Origin of the sequence: Micromonospora sp. NPDC047812 (assembly GCF_040704175.1) — a bacterium.
Lineage (GTDB): Bacteria > Actinomycetota > Actinomycetes > Mycobacteriales > Micromonosporaceae > Micromonospora.
Window position 1 is genome coordinate 386,440 of record NZ_JBEYRY010000001.1, and the last position, 21,923, is coordinate 408,362.

Consider the following 21,923-nt stretch of genomic DNA (forward strand, 5'->3'; position numbering starts at 1 on the left):
AAGGTGCGCAACGCCCGGCCCGGTGAGCGTGCCGTCTGCGAGCCTGCCACGTTCCCGGCGTGGGCGCGGACCGACGGTACTCCGCCGGTCCACGCCGCCGCGATCGACCACCCCGCGACGCCCACCAGGGTGGTCGTACGCTTGGCGGTTGTGGCCAGACCCACCTCGCTGCTGAAGCGGCTGCTCCTCGGTCGACCGTTCCGGTCCGACCGGCTCAAGCACACGCTTCTGCCCAAGCGCATCGCGCTGCCCGTGTTCGCGTCCGACGCGCTCTCCAGCGTCGCGTACGCGCCCGACGAGATCCTGCTGACCCTCTCCATCGCCGGCGCCTCGGCGTACTTCTTCTCGCCGTGGATCGCCCTGGCCGTCGTGGTGGTGATGCTCACCGTCGTGGCCAGCTACCGGCAGAACGTGCACGCCTACCCCTCCGGCGGCGGCGACTACGAGGTGGCCACGGTCAACCTCGGCCCCCGGGCGGGGGTCGCGGTGGCCAGCGCGCTGCTGGTCGACTACGTGCTCACGGTCGCGGTCTCGGTCTCCTCCGGGGTGGCCAACCTGGGCTCGGTGGTGCCGTTCGTGGCCACCCACAAGGTGCTGATCGCGGTCACCGCGGTGGTGCTGCTCACCGCGGTGAACCTGCGCGGCCTGCGGGAGTCCGGCACGGCCTTCGCCATCCCCACCTACGGCTTCATCATCGTGATGGTCGGGATGCTGCTCACCGGCCTGGTGCGGGTCTTCGTGCTCGGCCACGACCTGCGCGCGCCCAGCGCCGGGCTGGAGATCCAGGCCGAGCACAGCGTCACCGGCTTCGCCCTGGTCTTCCTGCTGCTGCGCACCTTCTCCTCGGGCTGCGCGGCGCTGACGGGCGTGGAGGCGATCTCCAACGGGGTGCCGGCGTTCAAGGCCCCGAAGAGCCGCAACGCGGCCACCACGCTGCTGCTGCTCGGCACCATCTCGGTGGCCATGCTGGTCGGCATCATCTGGCTGTCCCGGCTCACCGGCCTGCAGTTCGTCGAGGACCCGCGCCTGCAGATCATCTCCGGCCCCGAGGGGTACGTGCAGAAGACCGTCACCACCCAGCTCGGGGAGACGGTCTTCGGCTCCGGCTCGGTGCTGCTCTACGTGCTCGCCGGGGTCACCGCGCTGATCCTCTTCCTGGCCGCGAACACCGCGTTCAACGGCTTCCCGGTGCTCGGCTCGATCCTCGCCCAGGACCGCTACCTGCCCCGGCAGCTGCACACCCGCGGCGACCGGCTGGCCTTCTCCAACGGCATCGTCTTCCTGGCCGTCGCCGCGATCGTGCTGATCGTCGGCTTCCAGGCCGAGGTGACCCGGCTCATCCAGCTCTACATCGTCGGCGTGTTCGTCTCGTTCACGCTCTCCCAGGCCGGCATGATCCGGCACTGGAACCGGCACCTGAGGACCGCGCGCGACCCGCAGGCGCGCCGCCGGATGCTCCGCTCCCGGGCGATCAACACCTTCGGCATGGCGATGACCGGCGCGGTGCTGGTCATCGTGCTCGTCACCAAGTTCCTGCTCGGCGCGTGGATCGCCATCGCCGCGATGGCGATGATCTACGTGCTGATGCTGGCCATCCGCCGGCACTACGACCGGGTCGCCGAGGAGTTGACCCCGCCGGACGAGGGCCGCGCCGTGCTGCCCGCCCGCAACCACGCCGTCGTGCTGGTCAGCAAGCTGCACAAGCCGACGCTGCGGGCCATCGCGTACGCCCGGGCCACCCGGCCGGACACGCTGACCGCGGTGACCGTGAACGTCGACGAGAAGGACACCCGGGAGTTGCAGGCGGAGTGGGAGCGGCGGGACCTGCCCGTCCCGCTGACCGTGGTCGACTCGCCGTACCGGGAGATCACCCGCCCCATCCTGGACTTCGTGGCCGGCGTCCGCCGGGAGTCGCCGCGCGACGTGGTCACGGTCTTCATCCCGGAGTACGTGGTGGGGCGCTGGTGGGAGAACCTGCTGCACAACCAGAGCGCGCTGCGCCTGAAGGGCCGGCTGCTCTTCGAACCGGGGGTGATGGTGACCAGCGTGCCGTGGCAGCTCGCCTCGACCGCCGGCAAGGACCTGGACCGGCTGGACGCCACACTGAGCCGGGGCCCGGCGCGCGGCCCCCGGGTCGCGCCGCGCGGCACCCTGCCGCCGAGCGTTCCGCCCGTCGTGTCCGCGCCGCCCGGCGAGAGCGGCCCGAGTGGTGGAGGTGAACGGTGACCGCGCACGGGAACGGCCCGGGGCTGGAGGAGGCCGAGCGGGTCGAGCTGACCGTCGGTGCGGTGGCGCCCGGCGGGCACTGCGTCGCGCGGGTGGACGGCCAGGTGGTCTTCGTCCGGCACGCGCTGCCCGGCGAGCGGGTGGTCGCCGAGGTCACCGAGGTGCACAAGGGCTTCGTCCGGGCCGACGCGGTGAGCGTGCTCGAGGCCGCGCCGGACCGGGTCGAGCAGCCCTGCCCGTACGCGAAGCCGGGCCGGTGCGGCGGGTGCGACCTGCAACACGTCGCCCCGGCCGCCCAGCTCGACTGGAAGGCGGCGGTGGTGCGCGAGCAGCTCACCCGCCTCGGCGGGCTCGCCGACGCCGAGCTGGACGCCCTCGGCGTCCGGGTCGAGGCGCTGCCCGGCGGGCCGCTGGGCTGGCGCTCCCGGGTCCGCTACGCCGTCGACGGGGCGGGCCGGGCCGGGCTGCTCAAGCACCGCTCGCACGAGGTGGTCCCGATCGACCGCTGCCTGATCGCCCACCCGGCGATCCGGGAGCTGCCCGTGCTGGCCCCGACCGGGACGCGCTGGCCGGACGCCGACGCGGTCGAGGCGGTCGCCTCCACCGGCGGGGACGTGGCCGTGACCGCCGTCGCCGAGGGGGTGCCCCGCACGGTGAGCGGCCCGGAGCGGGTCCGCGAGGTGGCGGCCGGCCGGGAGTGGACGCTGCCGGCGTCGTCGTTCTGGCAGGTCCACCCGGCCGCCGCCGACACCCTGGTCGACACCGTGCTGGAGCTGGTCGACCCGCGCCCGGGGGAGCGGGCCTGGGACCTCTACGGCGGGGCGGGGCTCTTCGCCGCCGCGCTCGCCGGCCGGGTCGGCGACGAGGGCCGCGTCACCCTGGTCGAGTCGGCGGCGCAGGGCGTCGCCGCCGCCCGGGAGAACCTGCGCGACCTGCCCCGGGTGGAGGTCGTGCCGGCCCGGGTGGAGACCGCGCTGGCCCGCCGCCGGATCACCGGCCCGGTCGACGTGGTGGTGCTCGACCCGCCGCGCTCCGGCGCGGGCGCCCGGGTGGTGCGGGACTTGGTGGCCGCCGGGCCGCGCGCGGTGGCGTACGTGGCCTGCGACCCGGCCGCCTTCGCCCGCGACGTGCGCACCTTCGCCGGGCTGGGCTGGCGGCTGGCCGCGCTGCGCGGCTTCGACCTGTTCCCGATGACCCAGCACGTCGAACTGGTCGGTCTGCTCCTGCCGCCGGACGGAGCCAGCCGCTAGCCTGACGCGATGAAGATCGTCGGGCTGATGTCGGGGACCTCCTACGACGGGGTGGACGTGGCCGCCGCCGAGTTCACCCTCGACGGGGACACGCTGCTGCTACGCCCGCTGGGGCACCGCGGCCTCGACTACGACGACGGGCTGCGCGAGGCGATCGGCGCGCTGCTGCCGCCCGGGAGCACCACCGTCGAGGCGGTCTGCCGGCTGGACAACCGCCTCGGCGAGGTCTTCGGCGAGGCGGCGGCCCTCGGCGTCGAGCTGGCCGGCGGCGCGGTCGACGCGGTGGTCTCGCCCGGGCAGACGGTCTTCCACTGGGTCGCCGACGGGCGCGCCCGGGGCACCCTGCAACTGGGCGCGGTGGCCCGGGTGGCCGCCCGGGTGGGCGTACCCGTGCTCAGCGACCTGCGCTCGGCGGACGTCGCCGCCGGCGGGCAGGGCGCGCCCCTGGTCCCGGCGTTCGACGCGCTGCTGCTCGACCCGGCCGACGGCGCGGCCCCGCGCGCCGCGCTCAACCTGGGCGGCATCGCCAACCTCACGGTCCTCGCGCCGGGCGCGCCGGTGCTCGGGTACGACGTCGGGCCCGCCAACGCGCTGCTCGACGCGGCGGCCCGCCGCCTGCTGGGGCGGCCCTGCGACCTCGACGGCGCCCGCGCGGCGGCCGGTCGGGTGCACTCCGGTCTGCTCGACGCCCTGCTCGCCGAGCCCTACTACGCGGCGCCGCCGCCCAAGTCGACAGGCAAGGAGCTGTTCCACGCCGGCTACCTGGACGCCCGGCTGGCGGCCCTCGGCGAGCCGGTGCCGGCCGACGACGTCCTCGCCACCCTGACCGAGCTGACCGCCCGGGTGGTGGCCGCCGAGTGCGACCGGCACGGCGTGGCGGAGGTGGTGGCGGCCGGCGGCGGGGTGCGCAACCCCACGCTGACCGCCCGGCTGGCCGCCCTCGGGGCGGGGCGCTGGCGGCTGCGCACCACCGACGAGCTGGGGGTGCCCGCGCAGGCCAAGGAGGCGTACGCGTTCGCGCTGCTGGGCTGGCTCTCCTGGCACGGGCTGCCCGGCGCGCTGCCCTCGGTGACCGGCGCCGCCCGGGCCGCCGTGCTGGGCTCCTGGACCCCGTCCGGGCCGGCGTACCGGGGCACCCCGGCCGTCCCGGCGCCCCGGCGGCTGCGGGTCGCGGCCTGACTCCCGCAGGCGCCCCGCCCGGCCGCGATCCGTCCCGGGGCTGACCAGGCGGTCAGCACCCCCGGCCGGTGGGCGGGCGTCCGGGCCGGGCTGCGGAGTACCGGACGGCCGATAGACTCTTGCGTCATGAGCGTTGAAGAGGGCACGGTCCACCACACCGGGCTGCTGGCCACCGTCCGGGGTCCGCAGGACGTCAAGCGGATGTCCGCCGAGGAGTTGGACGTCCTCGCCGCCGAGATCCGGGACTTCCTGGTCGCCAAGGTCTCGCGCACCGGCGGGCACGTCGGTCCCAACCTGGGCGTGGTCGAGCTCACCCTGGCCATGCACCGGGTCTTCGACTCCCCGCGCGACCGGCTCCTGTTCGACACCGGCCACCAGGCGTACGTGCACAAGATCCTCACCGGGCGGCAGACCGGCTTCGACAAGCTACGCCAGCGCGGCGGCCTCTCGGGCTACCCGAGCCAGGCCGAGAGCGAGCACGACCTGATCGAGAACTCGCACGCCTCCACCGCCCTGTCCTACGCCGACGGCCTGGCCAAGGCGTACGCGCTGCGGGGCGAGCAGCGCAGCGTGGTCGCCGTGGTGGGCGACGGCGCGCTCACCGGCGGCATGTGCTGGGAGGCGCTGAACAACATCGCCACCGCCCGCAACCCGCTGGTGATCGTGGTCAACGACAACGGCCGCTCCTACGCGCCGACCATCGGCGGCCTCGCCGACCACCTCTCGTCGCTGCGGCTCAACCCCGGCTACGAGAAGGTGCTCGACACCGTCAAGGAGGCGCTCGGCTCGACGCCGCTGGTCGGCAGGCCGATGTACGAGGTGCTGCACGCGGTCAAGCGGGGCATCAAGGACGCGGTCGCCCCGCAGGCGATGTTCGAGGACCTCGGCATCAAGTACGTCGGCCCGGTCGACGGGCACGACGTGACCGCGGTCGAGTCGGCGCTGCGCGCGGCGAAGAACTTCGGCGGCCCGGTGATCGTGCACGCCGTCACCCGCAAGGGCTACGGCTACCGCCCGGCCGAGGAGGACGAGGCCGACTGCTTCCACGGCCCCGGTGCCTTCGACGTCGAGACCGGCAAGCTGGTCGCCGCGCCGTCGGTGAAGTGGACCGGCGTCTTCGCCGACGAGCTGGTCGCGATCGCCGACGAGCGGCCCGACGTGGTGGGCATCACCGCCGCGATGGCCGAGCCGACCGGCATCGCCAAGCTGGCCCGCAAGCACCCGAACCGGGTCTACGACGTGGGCATCGCCGAGCAGCACGCGGCCACCTCGGCCGCCGGCCTGGCCCTCGGCGGGCTGCACCCCGTGGTGGCGGTCTACGCGACGTTCCTCAACCGCGCCTTCGACCAGGTCCTGCTGGACGTGGCCATGCACCGGCTGCCGGTGACCTTCGTGCTGGACCGGGCCGGCATCACCGGCCCCGACGGGCCCAGCCACTACGGCATGTGGGACATGTCCGTCTTCGGGGTCGTGCCGGGCCTGCGGATCGCCGCGCCCCGCGACGCCGCCACCCTGCGCGAGGAGCTGCGCGAGGCGGTGGCCGTCGACGACGGCCCCACCATCGTCCGCTTCCCGACCGGCACCGTCGCCGCCGACCTGCCGGCCGTGCGCCGGGTCGGCACCGTCGACGTGCTGGCCGAGTCGGCGCGCAAGGACGTGCTGCTGGTGGCGGTCGGCTCCTTCGGCCACCTGGGCATGGAGGTCGCCACCCGGGTCGCCGGGCAGGGCTTCGGGGTGACCGTGGTCGACCCGCGCTGGGTCCGCCCGGTCCCGGCCGAGCTGGTCGAGCTGGCCGCCGGGCACCGGCTTGTGGTCACCGTCGAGGACGGCGTCCGGGTCGGTGGCGTCGGCGACGCCCTCGCCCAGGCGATGCGGGACGCCGACGTCCGGGTGCCGCTGAAGGACCTGGGCGTACCGGCCGACTGGCACCCGCACGGCACCCGCGCGCAGATCCTCGCCGACCTCGGCCTGACCGCGCAGGACGTGGCGCGCGACGTCACCGGCTGGATCTCCCGGCTGGACGTCGAGCCCGTCGAGCCGGTGATCACCGCCGACGACGCGACCGCGCAGAACTGAGCCTCCGACCGCCGACGGCGGGTGCCCCGGGAGACCGGGCCACCCGCCGTCGGCGTCCCGCCTCCCGGGTCAGCGACCGCCGAGGGAGCGGTAGTGCGTCTTCTCCGCCTCGGCGAGGCTGAACGTCTCCGAGCGGGTCGGCATCGGCACCACGACCAGCCCCGGCCGGTCCACCAGCCGGAGCGTGTCCGGCGGCGTCGACAGCGAGCTGTCGGCGGTCGGCCGCCAGCTCAGCACGGCCAGCGGCTGCCCCGGCACCGGCAGCGTGTACGTCTGCAACGGGTTGGCCCGGTCGGCGGGGGAGACCACCGGCGTGCTCCCGTCGGCGGGGCGGTAGACCACGGCGGTCATCGTGCCGTCGGCCGTCTCCCAGCTCAGCTGCTCCAGCTCCGCCGGCTCACCGCCGCCGAGGGCGACCTCGCCCAGCGTGCGTACGGTCAGCTTGGTCATCGGCCAGGACGACGGCACCGAGCGCGGCGCGTCCCGGTCGCCGATGCGCCGGGGGACGCTGCCGAACGGGCCCTCCTCGCCGGCGAGCGCGCAGGTGTCCAGCCCCGTGAGGGCCCGCTTGCCGGAGCCGCTCTCGTCCCGTACGAGGGGGTAGCGCGGGTCGGTGGTGCCGGTGCCGAGGTCCAGCAGCCGGTCGGCGGCCCGGCCCCGGGGCAGCGCCTCGGTGGCCCGGAGCGTGGCGGTCACCGGCACCGCCCGGCAGGCCGGCACGTCCACCGGCTCGGTGAGGCCGTCGGTGTGCCGCAGGGCGCGGCCGTCCGGCCCGAGCAGCCGCTGCACCCGGCCCGACGTGAGGTAGCGCCGCCCCTCGGAGGTGTGCACGGGGAGCACGTCGGAGTAGACGAGGTAGCCGGGGTCGGTGTACTCGGCGGCGCGGGTGACCGCGTACCGGCCGCCCTCGGCGGTGACCTGGAGCAGCCAGGAGGCGCTCTCGCCGGGCACGTCCGCGGCGACCAGGGCCAGCGGCGCCCCGCCGACCTCGCCGGACCAGAGGATCCCGGACGTGGGCAGGTGCACCCGGTCGTCGGCCGGTGACCGCCAGTCGCGTACCGCCTCCGTCACGGCCGACCTGACGGAGGTGTCGCCCGCCAGCGTGCCGCGTGGCGGCCAGACCGTCAGGTCGCCGTCCAGGCTGTCGTAGCCGACCCGCAGGTCGCCCGGCTGCCGGTCGGCCACCGGACCGCAGGCGGTCGCCGTGAGCAGCAGGGTCAGCAGAGCGGTGGCCGTGATGCCGCGCCGGCGGACTGGAGCCACCTGTACGCCCCCTCGATCGCCTCAGCCGTCGTTCAACGGAAAGCGCCATAGTACGAGATGTCGGATCACCGGGACGCGCCACCTCGCCCACCGTCCGTGCGCAGGTCGCGGGCGGTGACCGACGCCGGCCACAGAGGACACTGCCGTGGTTTCAGGGTGAATGTCCCGCTCGGGTAGACTCCGCCGACTGTGACGCCTGCCGAGACCCGCGCCGAATCCTGGTCGGAATCCGACGCCGCCGCGGCCCCCGCGTCCGAACCCGTGGCGCCGCCCGTGGGCGACGGCGCCGGTGACCGTACGCCGGGCGGGGCCGCCCCGGCCGACGGGGCCGACGCCCCCGGCGCGGCCGTGGCCACCGGAGCGACCGCCGCCCCCTCCGGCGAGGCCGGCGGGGCGGACGGCGCGGCCCGGCCGCGGCGGTGGACCCGGCGACGGCAGGACCTCACGGTCCTCGGCCTGTTCCTGCTCGCCGCGGTGTGGGTCACCAGCCAGATCTGGGTGGACCCGGCCGGCCGGGTGGCCTCGCTCTACAGCAGCGACCCGGCCCAGGTGCAGTTCTTCCTCGCCCACTCGGTACGCGTGGTGCTGCACGGCGAGTTCCCGTTCTTCACCGAGCAGTTCAACTACCCCGACGGGGTCAACCTGATGGCCAACACGGCCATCCTCGCGCTGGGCATCCCGATGGTGCCGGTGACGCTGCTCTTCGGGCCGGCCGTGACCTTCGTGGTGCTGGTCACGCTCGCGCTCGCCGGCACCGCCTCGGCCTGGTACTTCGTGCTCTCCCGGCACGTCGTGCGCAGCCCGCTGGCGGCGGCCGTCGGCGGCTGGTTCTGCGGGTTCTCGCCGGCGATGCTGTCGCACGCCAACTGGCACCCCAACATCATCTCGCAGTTCCTGCTGCCGTTCATCGTCTGGCGGGTGCTGGTCATCACCCGGTCCCGACGGCCGTGGCGCGACGGCGCGCTGCTCGCCCTGATGGTCACCGCCCAGGCGTTCATCAACGAGGAGATCCTGCTCTTCACGGCGCTCGCCTGCGGGGTGTTCCTGCTCGCCGTGCTCGCCCAGCGGCCCGCGCTCTGGTCGGCGGCGTGGCGACCGCTGGCCAAGGCCCTCGCGATCTGCACCGTGCTCGCCGGGTCGCTGCTGGCGTACCCGCTCTACGTCCAGTTCGCCGGGCCGATGGCGTACCACGGCCTGAGCGACGCGGTGCGCGACTACGGCAACGACATCGCGGCCTTCTTCGCGCCCGGTTCGCCGACGATCGGCGGCGACGAACGCGCGAACGTGAACCTGGCGCCGAACTACTCGGAGGAGAACGCCTTCTTCGGCTGGAGCCTCGCCCTGATCGCCGTCGGCATCGTGGCCTGGCTGCGCCGGGAGATGCTCGTCCGGGCGCTCGCCGCGACCGGGGTGTTCTTCGCGGTGCTCTCCCTCGGCGAGCGGGTGTCCTGGTGGGACCGCGAGCTGTTCACCGGGCCCTGGGAGTGGCTGGTCCGGCTGCCGCTGCTCGACGCGGTGGTGCCCACCCGGTTCGGCCTGATCACCAGCGTGGTGGTGGGCATCCTGCTGGCGCTCGCCGTCGAGCGCTCCCGGACGCTGCCGGTCGAGCGGCGGACGCTGCGTACGCTCACCGTGGCCGGGCTCGTCCTCGCGCTGCTGCCGATCGCGCCGATGCCGCTGAAGGTGACCTCCCGCCCGCCGGTGCCGGACTTCATCACCGCCGACCGGTGGCGCGGCTACGTCGGTGAGGACCAGACCCTGGTGCCGATCCCGGTGCCGAACATGGGGCACACCCACGGGATGCGCTGGGCCGCCTCCACCAACCTCGACTTCAAGATCCCCGGCGGCTACTTCCTGGCGCCGCGCAACGGCAACACCGGCGACCCCGGCCGCTTCGGCGGCCGGCCCAGCGGCGTGGGGCGACTGTTGGAGGAGGTCGCCTCGACCGGCCGCATCCCGAAGCTGGACGACCGGCAGCGCCGCCGCTCGCTCGACGAGCTGCGGCACTGGCGGGCGGCCATCCTGGTGCTCCCGGTCGGCCAGCACCACTCCGAGCAGCTGCGGCGCACCGTCGAGCAGTTGGTCGGTCCCGGCCGCCGGGAGCTGGACGTCTGGGTCTGGGACGTCCGGGCGCTGACCGACCAGCCGACCTGATGACCGCACCGGCGGCGACCGGCACCGCCGAGGCGGCACCCGCCCGGCGGTCCCGCCGGCTGCCGGTACGCGCGCCGGACGCGCTGGTCGTCGCCGGCTACCTCGCCCTGGCGGTGCTGCTGACCTGCGGCCAGTGGGGTCGCCCGGGGCGGCTGTTCCACCAGGCGGGGGACCAGATCCTCTTCGAGTGGATGCTGGCCCGCGCGGCCCGGGCGGTGACGGGCCTGGAGAACCCGCTGTACAGCGCGCAGCTGAACGCCCCGGACGGGGTCAACCTGATGGCCAACACCTCGGTGCTGGGCCTGGGCGTGCCGCTGACGCCAATCACCCTGCTGTTCGGCTCGCAGGTGGCGTTCCTGGTGGCCGTGGTCTGCTGCCTCGCCGGCACCGCGACCGCCTGGTACGCGCTGCTGCGCCGCCGGCTGGTCGACTCCCGGGCGGCGGCGGCCGTCGGCGGGCTCTTCTGCGGCTTCGCCCCCGGCATGGTCGCGCAGGCCGGGGCGCACCTGCACATGGCGGCGCAGTTCCTGGTGCCGGTGATCCTCGCGCTGGTGTTCCGTCCGGACCCGCGCCGGGTGTGGCGGCACGGCACACTGCTCGGGCTGCTCGTGGCGTACCAGCTGTTCCTCGGCGAGGAGGTGCTGGTCTTCCTGGTCCTCGCCGCCGGGACGTTCGCGCTGGCGTACGCGGCGGCCGACCGGGCGACGGCGCGCCGGCTGGCGCCCGCGCTGCTCGGCCGGCTCGCGGTCGGGGTGGCGGTGGCGGTGCCGCTGCTGGCGTACCCGCTGTGGTTCCAGTTCTTCGGCCCGGGCCACTACCGGGGGATGCCCTTCCACGCGTACGGCTACCAGCTCGACGCCGCGTCGTTCACCGCCTCGGCGCGACAGACGGTGCTCGGCGACGACCACCTGCCCGGCCTGCTCGCGCCGAACCCCACCGAGGAGAACTCCTTCTTCGGCCCGGGGCTGCTGGTGCTCGCCGTGGTGATCGTGATCTGGCTGTGGCGCCGGCCGCTGGTCCGCGCGCTGGCCGCCTGCGGGCTGCTCTTCGCGCTGCTCTCGCTGGGCGAGCAGGTCCGCCTGGACGGCACCTCCACCGGCATCCCCGGGCCGTACCGGCTGGTCGCCGAGCTGCCACTGCTCGACCACGCGGTGCCGGCGCGCTTCCCGCTGGTCTGCGTCCCGGTGCTGGGCATCCTGCTGGCCCTCTCCCTGGACCGGCTGCGCCCCCGGCCGGCGGCGGAGCGGCCCGGACTCGGCGCGCTTCGAGGACGCCCGGCGGCCGGAGCGCGGGCGGGCGGCGTGCCGGTGCGGCTGCTCTGGGGCGGGGCGGTGGCCGCCGCGCTGCTGCCGCTGACCCCCACCCCGATCCGGACCGTGCCGGCCTGGCCCGTGCCGGCGTTCGTGGCCGAGGGCGGCTGGCGGGCCCACGTCCCGCCGGGCCGGACCCTGGTTCCGGTGCCGCCGGTGACCGGCGCCGGCGTCAGCCCGGCGATGCTCTGGTCGGCCCGCACCGGGTTGGCCTTCCCGGCTCCGGGCGGCTACTTCATCGGCCCCCGGGCCGCCGACGATCCGGCCGCCCGGTGGGGAGCCCCGGACCGCCCCACCGCCGCGCTGCTGCGCCGGGTGGCCGAGACCGGCGAGGTGCCGGTGGTCACCGACGAGCACCGCCGGCAGGCGGTCGAGGACCTGCGGCACTGGCGCGCCGCCGTGGTGGTCCAGGGCGGACTGCACCACGGCGGCCCGGTGCGCCGTACGGTCGACGCGCTGCTCGGGCCCGGCCGGGAGGTGGCCGGCGCCCACGTCTGGGACGTCCGCCCGCTGGTCGGCTGACGTCCCGGCCTCGCGCGCCCGCCCGGTCGGGCGACGGCCCGGCCTCCCGCCGGTCGACGGCCCGGCCCCGGCCTCCCGCCGGCCCGGCCCCTCCCGCCGGTCGGGCGACGGCTCAGCCGACGAGCGGCCGGACGTCCCAGAGCCACACGTCGTCGACGCGCTGGGGCGGGCCGATCAGCGCGGTCATCAGCTCGCGCAGGGCCGCCTCGCGGGGATGCGCGCCGAGGACGACCACGGACGCGCGCCAGAAGCGCAGGTCCTCGACCGCCTGGCGGCGGTTCTCCTCCGTCAGCGCGGGTACCGCGTTCTTGTCCATCGTGGAGTAGACGAGGGTGCTGGTCGGCCGGTTCGGCGCGCCGAAGACGCCCTCGCCCAGCTCGTTCGGCCCGATGAAGTAGCCGCCGGGCACGGGGAACGCGTGCTGCGTCAGCGCGCTCCAGCGCAGCGTGGGCAGGCCGTGCACGTTGCTCGGGATCGGCACCGGCACCAGGGTCCGGCCCTCCGGCACGTACGGGCGCCAGCCGCCGGCGGTGATGAAGTGCGGCGGCGGGTCGACGGGCTGCGCGGGCAGCGGACGCGGGAACAGCGGCAGCACGGCGAGCGCGACGGCCGCGTACCCGACCGGCCGCAGCCAGCGGCGGCGCGGCCCGGCGGCGTCGACGGCGTCGTCGCCGGCGCGGGGGGCCGGCACCGGCGGGCGGCCGTAGCCGGCGACGGTGTCCCAGGCCAGGGCGAGCAGCACGCCCAGCGCCGCCGCCACCACCAGGGCCAGCCGGGTCGGCATCATCATCTCGACCAGCGGCAGGTCGTCGGAGACGTAGGCCCACGGGCCGTCCGTCTCCGTCTCCACCCCGTTGATCCGCACCTTCGGGCCGATCGAGGCCACCGTGAAGACCACCACCAGCACCGCGAGGATCCGGGCGGCGAACGAGCGGCGGACCAGCAGCACCAGCGCCACCACCGAGAGCAGCACCAGCGGCCAGCCGAACCAGGTGTTCTGCTCGGTCAGCCCGATGGTCTTCTCCACCGCCTCGTCGCCGGCCACGGTGTCGCGGGCGAAGGTGACGAAGGCGGCCAGGTCCTCGCCCCAGCTGTGGAACACCCCGCCCTGCAACCCCCGGTAGGACTGCGGGCCGTTGAACTGGAACCAGATCGGGTAGGCCGTCAACAGCAGCGCCAACGCGCCGCCCACGCCGAGCGCGGCGGCGAAGGTGCCGGCCACCGCCCGCGTCCGTGCCGGCCGCATGATCGCGTACGCGAGCACGACGACCAGGCAGGCCAGCGCGGTGAGCAGCAGCATCTCCTCGTTGATGAAGATCTGGTACGCCACCAGCAGGCCGAGCACGACGCCGTTGCGCCGCCACCGGCCGGGCTCGCCGAGCCGGAGCACGCGCACCACGATCAGCGGCAGCAGGAAGTTCGAGACGAAGTTGGGCTGGCCGTTGGCGTGGTGCACGATGCCCGGCGCGAAGCCGAGGAACGCGCCGCCGACGAAGGCCGCCGCGCGGGAGCGCACCAGGTGCCGCGACAGCACCCAGTACGACGTGCCGGCGGTCGCGGCCAGCGCGCCGCCCAGGTAGAGCGCGTACATGACCTGCGGGCCGAGGAGCATGGTCAGCGGCGCCAGCGGCAGCGTCACCCCGAGCAGCGAGGTGTTCGCCATCATGTTCACCCCGTCCGGGGCGTTCTGCCGCTCGGTGAACAGCGGGTTCTCCAGGTGCCGCACCGAGTAGGCGCCGTGCGAGAAGAGCCACTCGAACCAGCTGTGGTCGGTGGGCAGGTGCGACGACACCCGGTTCTGCACGTCCACCCAGTAGTTCAGGCACACGAAAACGCCGAGCAGGACATAGGCTCCGATGGCCATTACGTCGGCGCGGGAGGGCCTGCGCCGGGGCCGGCGCGTCGGCTCGGCCGCGACGGGCTCGGAGACGGAGTTCAGCGAGGGGTCTACCACCGGCACAGCCACGACGCGCCATCGTACAGGCGCTCGGGCGTCGCTTTTGCCGGGCCGGTGCCCCCACGGCCGATTTGCCGGTCCGCCGGAGGCCACGGTGTGACGGGGAGGACGCCACGTGACGCTCATCGACCTCGGCGAGCTGCGCGACGAGCCGGGTCGGGAGGCGCCGCCGCCCCGCCCGCCGCGCGCCGTCGGTCGCCCGCTGCGGGTCGCGCTGGTGCTCGCGTTCCTGGTGGCCACCGTGGCGGCGGCCGCGCCGGTGCCGGCACGGATCGCGGTCGTCGTGCCGGCCCGGCTCGGGTCGGAGGCGTTCCCGCACGGCGACCGGCTCTACGTCGTCGAACCGGCCGAGGGGGAGCCCGAGGGGACCGTCGAGGTGCGGGCGTACGCCCTGCCCGAGCGGGCGTTGCCCGACGACGCCCCGCCCACCCCCGTGTGGCGCACCCGGATCGTGGCGGAGGGCCGGTTCTGGCAGGTCCAGACCGGGCCGGGGACGGTGCTCTTCTCGGTCACGGGGGACCAGGACGACGGGCAGACGGTGACCCTCGACGACGGGACCGGCCGCGAACGCTGGCGGCAGCCCGGCCATCCCTGGTTCGACCCGAGCGGGATCCTGCTGATGCAGACCGGCGGGGCGCAGGGCGGCACCGTACGGTCGGTGGATCCGGCCTCTGGCCGGGCGCTCTGGTCGGTGCCGACGCCGCCCGAGGCCGCGACGTACGCCCTCCGCGACGGGCGGGTCGAGTGGATCGTGCTGGCCCCCGCGAAGGGGCGGGTCGAGGTGCGCGACCCACGCTCCGGCGCCCTGGTGCACGCGGCGGACCTGGGCCTCGGCGAGGCGTCCGGGCATCCGGTGGTGGCGCACGGCCTGTTGCTGGTCGTCCGGCCGCCCGCGGGCGCGGTGACCGCCTACGGGCTGGACGGGCTGCGGCGGCAGTGGGAGGCGCGCGTCCCCATGGTGGAGCACGTCAACGAGTGCGGCGAGCTGTTGTGCGTGCCCGGAGGGAACAGGCTCGTCGCGCTCGACCCGGCGACCGGCGCGCTCCGGTGGGTCGGCGAGCAGTGGCTCGGGGTGCTGTCGGCGCGGGGCGGCCAACTCCTGGCGATCGCGCCCGGTGGCGGCGGCGAACGGTTGGGCGTGCTCGACGCGGTGACCGGTCGGGAAGTGGCCGACCTGGGCACCTGGCAGCTGATGCCCTGGTACGCCGACGAACGGCTCCTGGCCGTGCGACCGGCCGTCGCCGGTGGCGGGCTGGTGGTGGCCGAGCTGGACCTCGCCGCGGGTCGGGCCAGGGTGCTGGACGTGCTCCGCGACGTCTCCGGGGACTGCCGCAGCCGGGCCGACACGGTGGTGTGCCGGCTGCGCACCGGCGAGTTCGGCGTCTGGCGCTACCGCGACTGAGCCCGCCGCGTGGCGACCGGTGCCGGGCGCGCCGCCGGGGTCACCAGTTGGGCTGCTCCGGCGCCGGGGGGAGCGGCACGCCGGGCGGCCGGAGCACGTACGCCACCCCGCCGCTGCCACCCTGCCAGGCGGCCTCGAACCGGTCCCGGTCGACGGTCCGGCGCACCGCGTCGTCGTCGGGGGCGTACGGGTCGTTGAGCACCGGCGCGCCCGTGGCGGTGAAGCCCACCAGCACCATCAGGTGCCCGGCGGTGTCGTAGTCCAACCCGGGCACCTCGCCCTTCCGGAACGCGGCGGAGACGATCAACGGGATGCCGGCGGCCACGAACGCCTCCGCCTCGGTCAGTGACCGCAGCCGGGTGACGAAGGCGTCCACACCGTGCAGGCCCGCGTACGCGGTGTTGAACGGCCAGTTGCCGGCCCCGGCGAAGGCGTGGTCGTAGCAGTTCCGTGCGGCGTGCACCACCACCGGGCGGGGGCCGGCCGGGTCCACCCAGGCGTACCGGGCCGGGGCCGGGGCGGCGTCCCAGAAGGCCAACACCATCGAGGTGCAGGTGGGGCTGCACCACGAGTCCCCGCCGCCGCCCCACTGCGGGTGGGCGCCGGCGTGCAGCCGCTGCGAGTAACGCGGCACCTCCAGCACCGTGCCCCAGGCGACCGGGGTCGTCGCGGCGGAGCCGCCGCCAGGCGTCGGGACCGGCGCGCGGGACCCGGGCGCGGCCACCGGGGCGGGCCCGGCCCCTACCGTCGGGGCGCCCTCTGCGGTGGGCCGGGACGGCCCGGCCGCGGCCGTCGGGCGCGGGCCCGCGGCGACCGCCCCGACCGCGCGCAGCACCGGGGTCGCGTCGGCGTCCTCCGGCCGGAGCAGGGTCACCCGGACCTGCCAGCCGGTGACGGTCGCCCCCGTGACCACCAGCGTGTCCGTGTCCACCCGGGCGTCGGCGTCGCGCTGCCCGGGCACGGACGTCCGGCGGATCGCGTGGTCGTCGGCCGCCCAGTCGGCGAGGACGTACCACCCGGTGGCCGGTGCGTCGTCGCGCCAGCCCCGCAACTCCACCCGCAGCCAGCAGCCGTCGGGGGTGTCCCCGTTCCACGAGGGCACCACGTCGCGCACGGCGAAGTCGACCGGCACGGGCGGGGACGTCCAGCTGCCGGCCGCGTACCGGCGGGTGCGGCCGTCGGCGTCGGTGCGGTCGAGCCGGTCGACCGGGTCGGCCAGTTCGAGGCCCCGCCCGCCCGCGCGCAGCCCGGACAGGCTGCCCAGCCCGGCGTCGCCGGGGAGGCGGAAGCCCCGGTAGGTGACGTCCCGCCGGATCGTCGGCGCCGCGTCGGTCATGCGTCTTCCCGTCCGTCGTGAAGGTTGCCGCCAAGAGCATCGCGTACGACGAAGGTTTTCTGCAACGGGGTCGGACCGGGACGGCGGGTGCGGCCCGGTTTGGCCGCCGGCACTAGGTTGTGGGTGGTCAGGGGCGCGAGGAGGCCGGGATGCGGGTACTGGTGGTCGAGGACGAGCGCAACCTCGCCGACGCGATCGCGCGGGGGCTGCGCAAGCGGGGCATGGCGGTGGACGTCGCCTACGACGGCGACAGCGGCCACGAGATGGCGTTCGTCACCCGGTACGACGTGGTGGTGCTGGACCGGGACCTGCCCGGCATGCACGGTGACCAGATCTGCGCCGAGCTGGCCGCCTCCGGCACGCTCACCCGGGTGCTGATGCTGACCGCCAGCGGCACCGTCGCCGACCGGGTGGAGGGGTTGCAGCTCGGCGCGGACGACTACCTGCCGAAGCCGTTCGCCTTCGACGAGCTGGTCGCCCGGGTGCAGGCGCTCGGCCGCCGGGCCACCCCTGCCGCGCCGCCGGTGCTCGAACTCGCCGATCTGGTCCTCGACCCGGCCCGCCGGGTGGCCACCCGGGGCGGCCAGCCGGTCGACCTGACCAACAAGGAGTTCGGCGTGCTCTGCGAGCTGCTCAAGGCGCGTGGCGCGGTGGTCTCCAGCGAGGAGCTGCTGGAACGCGTCTGGGACGCCAACACCGATCCGTTCACCACGATCGTCCGGGTCACCGTGATGACGCTACGCAAGAAGCTCGGCGACCCGCCGCTGATCGAGACGGTGGTCGGAGCGGGCTACCGCACGGCGGAGGCGTCGGCATGAGCGCGAGGAGTGAGCCGGTTCTGCGAGCCCCGCAGTCGCGAATGAAGGTGGCGCGGTGAGCGCGAGGAGTGAGCCGGTCGTGCGAGCCCCGCAGTCGCGGACGAAGGCCGGCGCCGCGACCCGGCGGGCCCGGCTGCGGCCCACGCTGCGGCTGCGGTTGACCCTGCTCAACGGGGTGCTGCTGGTCGGCGCGGGCGCGATCCTGGTGCTGCTGGCCTGGCTGCTGGTCCGCGACGCGCTGCGCCCGACCGACGAGCTGCTGCCCGGCACCACGGTGGTGCTGGCCGACGGCCGGTCGCTGGACGCCGCGCAGTGGCAGCGCCAACTGGTCGACGCCGCCAGCGCGGAGCTGCTGGCCAAGGGCCTGGTGGCGCTGCTGGCGATCAGCGTCGTCGGGGTGGCCGGCGCGTACGCGGTCGCCGGTCGGGCGCTGCGCCCGCTGCACCAGGTCACCGCCACCGCCCGCCGGTTGGGCGAGACCACCCTGGACCAGCGGATCGGCTACTCGGGCGCCGACGACGAGGTGGCCGAACTGGCGGAGACCTTCGACGAGATGCTGGACCGCATCGCCGCCGCGTTCGAGGCGCAGAAGCGCTTCGTGGCCAACGCCTCGCACGAGCTGCGGACCCCCCTCGCGGTGATGCGTACCGAGATCGACGTGACGCTCAGCGACGACGAGGCGGACGCCGCCGAGTACCGCCGGATGGCCACCGTGGTCCGGGACGCCTCCGAGCGGGCCAACGGGCTGGTCGACGCCCTGCTGGTGCTCGCCCGCAGCGAGGCCCAGGCGGGCCGCCGGCTGGGCCGCCGCACCGAGTGCGACCTCGCCGCCGGCACCGCCAACGCCCTGTCGGCGGTACGCCGGGAGGTGGAACGGATCAAGCTGCGGGTGCAGACCTCGCTGGAGTCCGCGCCGGTCGTCGGCGATCCCGGGCTGCTCGACCGGCTGGCCGGCAACCTGATCGAGAACGCGATCCGCTACAACCACCTGCACGGCCGGCTCTGGGTGCGCACCGGTTCGGACGGGTGCCGGTCGTGGCTGGTGGTGGGCAACACCGGCTTCGAGGTGGACCAGGCCGACGTGCCCGGCCTGTTCGAGCCGTTCCGGCGCGGCGGCCGGGAGCGTACCGGCGCGCGTGGCTCGGGCCTCGGGCTCTCCATCGTCCGGGCGGTCTGCGACGCGCATGGCGGCACCGTGAAGGTGATCGCCCAGCCCGGTGGCGGGCTGGAGGTCACGGTGACTTTGCCGGCGGCGGAGGCCGCCCCGGCCGTCACCGCCCAGGAGCCGGTCGCCCGGCGGTGACGGGCCACCCCGGGGGTTGCGGGGAGGGCGGGCCGGGTGGAAGGATCATCGCGTCAGCTCGAGGACCGGAGGGGGGTGCGTCGATGTTCACCGTCATGATCTCCGCGCCCCGTCTCGCCCGCTGACTCTCCCGTAAACGGGGCGCCTCCATCCTCAGCGGAGGAACCTGTGTATCCACGGATCCACCACGTCAGTTTCGACTGTCACGACACCCATGCCCTCGCCGGCTTCCGGCCGGCGGTGCCCGGGCACGCCCCCGGCGACCCGGCGGTGCTGCCGCCGCCGGGCGGTACCACCCCGAACGTCTTCTTCCCGCAGGTGACCGAGGCCAGGGCGGTCAGGAACCGGGTGCACGCCCGCCCCGGACCGGCCGGCCGTAACCGGAAGCGGGAGGTCGCGCGGGTGCTCGGCCTCGCCGCGGCGGACCGGGCGGGTACGACCATCGAGGAGGTACACCCGTGAGCGTACGGATCCACAACATCAGCATCGACTGCCGCGACACGTACGCGCTGTCCGGCTTCTGGGGGCAGGTCTTCGGCTGCTCCCGCCAGCCGGACGACTTTCCCGGCGACCCGGAGGCCATGCTGCTGCCCCCGGGTGGCCCGGAGGTGCTCTTCGTTGCGGTGCCCGAGGGCAAGGAGGTGAAGAACCGCCTCCACCTCGACGTGGAGCCCACGGACCGGACCCGGGACGAGGAGGTCGCGCGCCTGGTGGCCCTCGGTGCCACCCAGGTCGCCGACCAGCGCCGCGCCGACGGCTCGGGCTGGGTGGTGCTCGCCGACCCGGAGGGCAACGAGTTCTGCGTGCTGCGCAGCGCCGCCGAGCGGGCCGCCACGGCAGGCTGACGCGAAAGGGGCCCGTCCACCGTCGTGGGCGGGCCCCCGGTCGCTGCCGTACGGGTCAGGACCTCTGCTCGACCTGCCCCCGGATGGTGGCGAACTCGGCGTGGGCCTGCTGGCCCGACTTGAAGTAGATGATGACCATGCCGACGCTGCCCTTGTCGCTCCACACGCAGACGCCGAGCGGCACGTCCTGCGCCTTGGCGTCGCCGCACTTGGCCTCGCCGCCGAGCGGGCCCGGGTCCACGGACCTCATCTCGCCCAGCCGCACGTCGCTGGTGCGCGCGCCCCTGATGGTGTCCTCTAGCGTCCTGGCCGGGTCCGGGTTGAAGCCGGACGCGGCGGCGATCATCACGAGGTCCTTGTCGGCGAGGGTGCCGTAGAACCCGCCGACGGTGCTGCTCGCGTCGGGGATCGTCTTGTTGAGTTCCGCCTCGAGCTGCCGGGCGCCGGCCTGGAGGGCCGGGTCGGTCGCCTTGGGCCGCCCGGCGAGGGTCGCCGGGGCGACGACCCGGATCCGGGTGGCGTCGACGGTCTCCTTGACCTCGTCCTTGACGGCGAAGGCGACGATCGCCGCGCCGCCCAGGCAGAGCACCAGCACCACGGCGAGCGAGATCAGCACTATCTTGCCGGCGTTCGACTTCCGCGCGGCCGGCGGGCCGCCGTAGGGCGCCCCCGCAACGCCCCCGGGCGGCGGCTGGGCGAACCCACCGGCCTGCGGCGGGTACCCGCCGGGTGGGGGCCCGTACGCGCCGGACTGCTGCGGCGGTCCGTACCCGCCGGGTTGCTGCGGCGGTCCGTACCCGCCCGGCTGCGGGGGCAGCGGGTCGTACCCGCCGGCCTGCGGCGGTGGCCCGTACCCGCCCGGTTGCTGGGGCGGGTACGAGCCGTACGGACCGCCCCCGCCGTCCGGCGGCGGGTAGGAGTTGGCGGGTGGGTAGGACATCGGTCAGCTCCGGGTCTGCGCGAGGGGATCGGTGGTCCGTGCGGCTCCGCCCGACGTGCCGCGTCCACTGTGGGCGGCGGCGCGCACCGGGCGGATGCCGGTCAGTACTTCTGCTCGATCTGGCCGCGGATGGCGACGAACTCCGCCGCCGCGGCTGCCGACGAGGAGAAGAACATCACGATGAGCCCGACGCTGCCGTGGTCGGCCCACGCGCAGACGCCCAGCGGCACGCCGGCGGACTCGCCGTCGCCGCACTTGGCCAGGCCGCCCTGCGGTCCGGGGGCGATCGCGGTCAGCCGCTTGACCGCCAGGTCCTTCGAGATGCCCTTGAACGCGTCGTCGAGCTCCCCTTCCGGGTTGAGCACGAAGGAGGAGGCGGCGATCACCATGACCATGTTCCGCTCCTCCGCGCTGCCGTAGAAGGCGCCGGCGACGCCGGTCTCACCGTGCACCGAGGACCGCAGCTCGCGGACCATGTCGTCGGCGGCCTTGCGCAGGGTCGGTTCGGTGCTCTTCGGGCGGCTGCCGAGGCTCTCCGGCGTGACGACCCGGATCTGCGGGGCGTCGCTGGACTCCGGCGACGGGGCGGGCTCGGACGACGTGGGGGCGCTCGGCGTGGCGCTCGACGCCGTCCCGGTCGGGGACGCGGTCGGGGTGGGCCGGGGGTCGGCCCCCTGGTCGCCCTCGTAGGCGAGGTAGGCGATGCCGCCCCCGCCGAGGCAGAGCACCAGCAGCCCGACCAGGCCCAGGGTCAGCACCAACTGGTGGGGCCTCGCCGGTCGACCCGCGCCGGGAGCGGGCGGCGGGTAGCCGGCGTACGGGCTGGTGGGGAACCCCGCCTGCGGCGTGACGGGATAGCCGCCGTAGGGCTGGGTGGGGTACGGCTGACCCGACGTGGGCCCGGGGTGCGGCTGACCCGACGTGGGGCCGGGGTACGGCTGGCCCGATGTGGGGCCGGGGTACGACTGGCCCTGCGGGGGCCCGGGGTGCGGCTGGGCCGACGTGGGGCCGGGGTACGGCTGGGCCTGCGGAGGGCCGGGGTGCGGTGTGGTGGGCCAGCCGCCGCCCGCCGGGGGCTGGCCGCCCGGCGAGGATCCCCAGCCGTCGGCGGGCGGTGCCGGGTAGCCGTCCGGCCGCGGCGGGTGGAAGTCGTAGTGCGTGTCGTGCTCCGGCTGCCCGGACCAGGGATCGACCGGCGGTTGGGACATGATCAGCTCCAGGCGAGGGTGCGAACGGGTGATCGTAGCCAGCCACGGCACGGTACCGCTGTCCCGACCCCGACCGTATCGGCCGCAACGACGAACGCGGTGGCCACCTCCATCCAAGCTGGACGGGGCAACCA

At 75.2% G+C, this 21,923-nt stretch carries 16 protein-coding genes; 11 read left to right on the forward strand and 5 right to left on the reverse strand.

The genetic code is table 11. From position 1 onward, the window contains the following. Positions 1-150 precede the first annotated feature (150 nt). The 4 genes from AB0883_RS01740 to dxs all read left to right on the forward strand — a co-directional run bounded on the left by AB0883_RS01740 (position 151) and on the right by dxs (position 6,731). Positions 151-2,226: an APC family permease gene (locus AB0883_RS01740; protein WP_366638612.1), complete on the forward strand. Its 2,076-nt coding sequence runs from the start codon at positions 151-153 to the stop codon at positions 2,224-2,226. Then, positions 2,223-3,476, forward strand: a complete 1,254-nt coding sequence (locus tag AB0883_RS01745; protein WP_366638614.1) for a TRAM domain-containing protein — start codon at positions 2,223-2,225, stop codon at positions 3,474-3,476. Before AB0883_RS01740 ends, AB0883_RS01745 begins: the two co-directional genes overlap by 4 nt. Positions 3,477-3,485: 9 nt before the next feature. Continuing rightward, the gene (locus tag AB0883_RS01750; RefSeq protein WP_366638615.1) at positions 3,486-4,655 is read left to right on the forward strand and encodes an anhydro-N-acetylmuramic acid kinase; all 1,170 of its coding nucleotides are present in this window, start codon (positions 3,486-3,488) and stop codon (positions 4,653-4,655) included. A gap of 126 nt (positions 4,656-4,781) precedes the next feature. Further along, positions 4,782-6,731, forward strand: coding sequence for a 1-deoxy-D-xylulose-5-phosphate synthase (dxs, locus tag AB0883_RS01755; RefSeq protein WP_366638617.1), 1,950 nt, complete (start codon positions 4,782-4,784; stop codon positions 6,729-6,731). 69 nt (positions 6,732-6,800) lie between these two features. Here dxs and AB0883_RS01760 read toward each other — a convergent pair whose 3' ends face one another. Next, the gene (locus tag AB0883_RS01760; RefSeq protein ID WP_366638619.1) at positions 6,801-7,994 is read right to left on the reverse strand and encodes a hypothetical protein; all 1,194 of its coding nucleotides are present in this window, start codon (positions 7,992-7,994) and stop codon (positions 6,801-6,803) included. A gap of 189 nt (positions 7,995-8,183) precedes the next feature. Between AB0883_RS01760 and AB0883_RS01765 the strand changes: the two genes are divergently transcribed. Further along, positions 8,184-10,148, forward strand: coding sequence for a hypothetical protein (locus AB0883_RS01765; RefSeq protein ID WP_366638621.1), 1,965 nt, complete (start codon positions 8,184-8,186; stop codon positions 10,146-10,148). Then, positions 10,148-11,980, forward strand: a complete 1,833-nt coding sequence (locus AB0883_RS01770) for a hypothetical protein (RefSeq protein ID WP_366638622.1) — start codon at positions 10,148-10,150, stop codon at positions 11,978-11,980. The genes AB0883_RS01765 and AB0883_RS01770 overlap by 1 nt, the downstream gene beginning before the upstream one ends. 112 nt (positions 11,981-12,092) lie before the next feature. Here the strand turns inward: AB0883_RS01770 and AB0883_RS01775 are convergent, their stop codons facing one another. After that, positions 12,093-13,934: a hypothetical protein gene (locus AB0883_RS01775; RefSeq protein ID WP_366640227.1), complete on the reverse strand. Its 1,842-nt coding sequence runs from the start codon at positions 13,932-13,934 to the stop codon at positions 12,093-12,095. Between the two features lie 118 nt (positions 13,935-14,052). On the opposite strand from AB0883_RS01775, the gene AB0883_RS01780 reads away from it, so the two are divergent. Further along, on the forward strand, positions 14,053-15,339 hold the full coding sequence (locus AB0883_RS01780; protein ID WP_366638624.1) for a PQQ-binding-like beta-propeller repeat protein: 1,287 nt from the start codon (positions 14,053-14,055) through the stop codon (positions 15,337-15,339). A 40-nt stretch (positions 15,340-15,379) separates the two neighbouring features. Here the strand turns inward: AB0883_RS01780 and AB0883_RS01785 are convergent, their stop codons facing one another. After that, positions 15,380-16,675, reverse strand: coding sequence for a C39 family peptidase (locus AB0883_RS01785; RefSeq protein ID WP_366638625.1), 1,296 nt, complete (start codon positions 16,673-16,675; stop codon positions 15,380-15,382). Between the two features lie 149 nt (positions 16,676-16,824). Between AB0883_RS01785 and AB0883_RS01790 the strand changes: the two genes are divergently transcribed. The 4 genes from AB0883_RS01790 to AB0883_RS01805 all read left to right on the forward strand — a co-directional run bounded on the left by AB0883_RS01790 (position 16,825) and on the right by AB0883_RS01805 (position 19,641). Further along, positions 16,825-17,493: a response regulator transcription factor gene (locus AB0883_RS01790; protein ID WP_366638627.1), complete on the forward strand. Its 669-nt coding sequence runs from the start codon at positions 16,825-16,827 to the stop codon at positions 17,491-17,493. A 133-nt stretch (positions 17,494-17,626) separates the two neighbouring features. Then, entirely contained in the window at positions 17,627-18,796 is a 1,170-nt protein-coding gene (locus AB0883_RS01795; protein ID WP_366640229.1) for a HAMP domain-containing sensor histidine kinase, read from the forward strand. A 168-nt stretch (positions 18,797-18,964) separates the two neighbouring features. Next, positions 18,965-19,258, forward strand: coding sequence for a VOC family protein (locus AB0883_RS01800; RefSeq protein WP_366638628.1), 294 nt, complete (start codon positions 18,965-18,967; stop codon positions 19,256-19,258). Then, positions 19,255-19,641: a VOC family protein gene (locus tag AB0883_RS01805; RefSeq protein ID WP_366638630.1), complete on the forward strand. Its 387-nt coding sequence runs from the start codon at positions 19,255-19,257 to the stop codon at positions 19,639-19,641. Before AB0883_RS01800 ends, AB0883_RS01805 begins: the two co-directional genes overlap by 4 nt. A 55-nt stretch (positions 19,642-19,696) precedes the next feature. Here the strand turns inward: AB0883_RS01805 and AB0883_RS01810 are convergent, their stop codons facing one another. Continuing rightward, positions 19,697-20,581 (reverse strand): hypothetical protein, encoded by an 885-nt coding sequence (locus AB0883_RS01810; protein WP_366638632.1) that lies wholly within the window; start codon positions 20,579-20,581, stop codon positions 19,697-19,699. A 101-nt stretch (positions 20,582-20,682) separates the two neighbouring features. Beyond that, the gene (locus tag AB0883_RS01815; RefSeq protein WP_366638634.1) at positions 20,683-21,789 is read right to left on the reverse strand and encodes a hypothetical protein; all 1,107 of its coding nucleotides are present in this window, start codon (positions 21,787-21,789) and stop codon (positions 20,683-20,685) included. Positions 21,790-21,923: the final 134 nt, after the last annotated feature.

Excerpts from the sequence above, each read along its gene's own strand:
- AB0883_RS01785 (WP_366638625.1), bottom strand. The coding sequence starts at position 16,675 with ATGACCGACGCGGCGCCGACGATCCGGCGGGACGTCACCTACCGGGGC.
- AB0883_RS01790 (WP_366638627.1), top strand. The coding sequence starts at position 16,825 with ATGCGGGTACTGGTGGTCGAGGACGAGCGCAACCTCGCCGACGCGATC.
- AB0883_RS01810 (WP_366638632.1), bottom strand. The coding sequence starts at position 20,581 with ATGTCCTACCCACCCGCCAACTCCTACCCGCCGCCGGACGGCGGGGGC.
- dxs (WP_366638617.1), top strand. The coding sequence starts at position 4,782 with ATGAGCGTTGAAGAGGGCACGGTCCACCACACCGGGCTGCTGGCCACC.
- AB0883_RS01770 (WP_366638622.1), top strand. The coding sequence starts at position 10,148 with ATGACCGCACCGGCGGCGACCGGCACCGCCGAGGCGGCACCCGCCCGG.
- AB0883_RS01815 (WP_366638634.1), bottom strand. The coding sequence starts at position 21,789 with ATGTCCCAACCGCCGGTCGATCCCTGGTCCGGGCAGCCGGAGCACGAC.
- AB0883_RS01750 (WP_366638615.1), top strand. The coding sequence starts at position 3,486 with ATGAAGATCGTCGGGCTGATGTCGGGGACCTCCTACGACGGGGTGGAC.